The 2,150-nt window shown below is 66.0% G+C and carries 3 protein-coding genes; all 3 read left to right on the top strand.

Features of this window, described 5'->3' with window-relative positions; all coding sequences use genetic code 11:
- A partial coding sequence (locus tag ACSNOH_RS34585) for a hypothetical protein (protein ID WP_436725409.1) occupies positions 1-300 on the top strand: 300 nt, incomplete at its 5' end.
- Positions 301-602: 302 nt separating this feature from the next.
- The gene (locus ACSNOH_RS34580) at positions 603-1,847 is read left to right on the top strand and encodes a branched-chain amino acid ABC transporter substrate-binding protein (protein ID WP_436725408.1); all 1,245 of its coding nucleotides are present in this window, start codon (positions 603-605) and stop codon (positions 1,845-1,847) included.
- A gap of 109 nt (positions 1,848-1,956) precedes the next feature.
- A partial coding sequence (locus ACSNOH_RS34575) for an ABC transporter permease subunit (protein ID WP_436725407.1) occupies positions 1,957-2,150 on the top strand: 194 nt, incomplete at its 3' end.

Genomic DNA, 2,150 nt, shown 5'->3' with positions numbered 1-2,150 from the left:
CCGCGCTCCCCCTCGCCCGCCTCGCCCGCCTCCCCCGTGCAGCTGTGCACCATGCTCATCTCGTACTGGGCCGAACAGGACATCACCGGCGGCAAGTGGGCCGGGCTCGACTGGGAGCAGAAGGGCCTGTCGAACGAGCAGTACGCCCTCTACAGCGACATCACCCAAGCGGCACGCGACGAACAGCGCCGGCACGGCACGGACGCGGCGCTCGGCCTGATCCGGCGCCAGTCGGCACAGCGCTGCCGGGCCGCCGGCGGAGCGACCGGCAGCTCCGAGAACTGGCGGCCCCCCACGTAACGGTGTGTGACCACACGGCGCGGCGGGAAACGTAGAAACGGCGACACGACCACACCCGGCCGCGCCCGGACACCCCCTCCCCCCTCCCGGACCACTTAGCGGAACTGCACTTTCTGGCTCCGCACTCGGGGGACAAATCACCATCCGCGAAGATCATTCGCTCAGCACTGCTACACAGAATTCCCCAGAAGTGATCTGCGTCATAACAAGACAGTCACATCATGGCCAGCACCTCTGCCCCCCGTCGCCGCACCCCCTTAGAGTCACGGCCAGTCACCACCCCGCCGGGGAAAGGACACACCGTGCGCCATCGTCCCCTGCTCCTCCTCACCACCACCCTCACCGTCGGCGCCCTCACCCTCAGCGCCTGCGGCTCCCGCGACGACGGCGGCAAGAACGACGACAACGACAGCGGCGGCAAAGCGCAGACCACCGTGGTCATCGGCGTCGACGCCCCGCTCACCGGCTCACTCTCCGCCCTCGGCCAGGGCATCAAGAACTCCGTCGACCTCGCCGCCCGCACCGCCAACAAGAACAAAGAAGTCAAGGGCGTCACCTTCCGCACCGAACCCCTCGACGACCAGGCCGTCCCCGCCTCCGGCCAGCAGAACGCCACCAAACTCGTCGCCGACAAAGCCGTACTCGGCGTCGTCGGCCCCCTCAACTCCGGCGTCTGCCAGTCCATGCAAGGCGTCTTCGCCCGCGCCGGCCTCACCCAGATCTCCCCCGCCAACACCAGCCCCGAACTCAGCCAGGGCGACAACTGGCTCAAGGGAGACAAAAAACGCCCCTTCCCCACCTACTTCCGCACCGCCACCACCGACATCATCCAAGGCCGCTTCGCCGCCCAGTACGCCTACAACGACGCAAAGAAGAAAAAAGCCTTCATCGTCGACGACAAACAAACCTACGGCGTCGGCCTCGCCTCCATCTTCGGCCAGGAATTCAAACGCCTCGGCGGCGAAATCGCCGGCACCGACCACATCACCGTCAAAGAAACCGACTTCTCCAGCGTCGCCGACAAAGTCAGGAACAGCGGCGCCGACATCGTCTACTACGGCGGCCAGTACCCCGAAGGCGGACTCCTCGCCGACCAGGTCAAAAAAGCCGGCGCCCGCATCCCCCTCATGGGCGGCGACGGCCTCTACGACCCCGCCTTCATCAAAGCCTCCAGCGAGAGCAACGACGGCGACCTCGGCACCTCCGTCGGCTACCCCGTAGAAGCCCTCGACTCCGCCAAAACCTTCGTCCAGAACTACAAAGCCGCCGACTACAAAGACCCCTACGCCGCCTACGGCGGCTACTCCTACGACGCCGCCTGGGCCATCATCCAAGCCGTCAAAAACGTCGTCACCGCCAACAACGGAAAACTCCCCGCCGACGCCCGCAGCAAAGTCACCGAAGCCATGGGCAAAGTCTCCTTCGAAGGCGTCACCGGACACGTCTCCTTCGACGAATACGGCGACACCACCAACAAACAACTGACCGTCTACCAGGTCATCGGCGACACCTGGAAATCCGTCAAGAGCGCCACCTTCAAGGACTGAAAACCCCCCACACACACCCACACCCGCCCGGACCCCGGCCCACCGCGCGAGGACGAAACCCACGCCCTCGCGCGGACCCGCATCCGACACCCGCATCGGAGGCCCAGCGGTGCACCAACTGCCGCAAACGCTGGTCAACGGACTCGCCCTCGGTGCCCTCTACGGCCTCATCGCCATCGGGTACACCATGGTCTACGGCATCGTCCAGCTCATCAACTTCGCCCACGGCGAGATCGTCATGATCGGAGCCTTCGGCGCCCTCACCATCCACCTCTGGCTCCCCGGCGACACCCCCCTCCCCGC

It is taken from the genome of Streptomyces sp. URMC 127 (genome assembly GCF_051386535.1).
In the GTDB taxonomy this organism is placed as follows: domain Bacteria; phylum Actinomycetota; class Actinomycetes; order Streptomycetales; family Streptomycetaceae; genus Streptomyces.
The sequence above is the reverse complement of the archived record's forward strand: the minus strand, read 5'-3'. Positions and strand labels throughout refer to the sequence as shown.